Annotated in this window: 1 protein-coding gene; it reads left to right on the top strand. The window is 62.4% G+C overall.

Annotated features, from left to right (window positions below; genetic code table 11):
• A partial coding sequence (locus V6C07_RS05085; protein ID WP_333535279.1) for a FliI/YscN family ATPase occupies window positions 1-1,097 on the top strand: 1,097 nt, incomplete at both ends.

Genomic DNA, 1,097 nt, shown 5'->3' with positions numbered 1-1,097 from the left:
TCTTGCCTGTGGGCGATAATGCCAAGGCCGATTTTGCCCGTCAGGCGCAGGAACAGGAACCATATGTGCCGGAATGGGCCGCCGTGGCCCGGCAGCAGTGGCATCCCGAGCTTGTCCCCATCTATGCCGACCCGCCAAGCCCCCTGCAGCGGCCGCGCATTACGGATATCCTTGATGTGGGCGTGCGCTCGGTCAACAGCCTGCTCACTCTCGGCAAAGGGCAGCGCGTGGGTATCATGGCCGGTTCCGGCGTGGGCAAGTCCACGCTCATGGGCATGATGGCCCGCTATACCCGTGCCGATGTCAACGTTATCGCCCTCATCGGCGAACGTGGACGTGAAGTGGTGGAATTTATGGAGCGGGACCTTGGGCCGGAGGGCATGGCCCGTTCGGTTCTGGTCATCGCCACGTCCGACCAGTCCCCTCTGGTACGTATGCGCGCGGCCTACGCGGCCACGGGCGTTGCCGAATATTTTCGCGACAAGGGCATGGACGTGCTGCTCATGATGGACTCCGTAACCCGCTTTGCCATGGCCGCGCGTGAAGTGGGGCTGGCCGTGGGCGAGCCGCCGACCACCAAGGGCTACACTCCCACGGTTTTTGCCCAGTTGCCCAAGCTGCTGGAACGGGCCGGAAGGTCTGCCAGGGGAACCATCACGGGCATTTACACGGTGCTGGTTGACGGCGATGACTTTAACGAACCCATTGCCGACGCCGTGCGCTCCATTCTGGACGGTCACATTGTGCTCACCCGCGATCTGGCGGATCAGGGGCATTTTCCCGCCATTGACGTGCTGCGTTCCATCAGCCGCCTGCGGTCAGATATCTGCGACAGGCAGGATGTTCTGGCCGGGCGTGTGGTCACGCGCAATATGAGTACCTTTCGCAAAGTGGAGGATATGGTCAATATCGGGGCCTATGCCAGGGGAACCAATGCCGAAATCGACGCGGCCATTGAAAGCATGCCCGCCATCAACGCTTTTTTGCGGCAGGATGTGGGCGATCCGCAGTTTCTGGAGCCAAGCATGCAGCAGTTGCGCTCTCTTGCCCAACTGGCCGAAGCCGCGGCAGGTCCGGTGGCGCAGGCTGCTCCCGGC

Source organism: Desulfovibrio sp. 1214_IL3152 (genome assembly GCF_036763055.1).
Classification (GTDB): domain Bacteria; phylum Desulfobacterota; class Desulfovibrionia; order Desulfovibrionales; family Desulfovibrionaceae; genus Desulfovibrio.
This window is presented reverse-complemented; position numbering and strand designations above follow the sequence as displayed.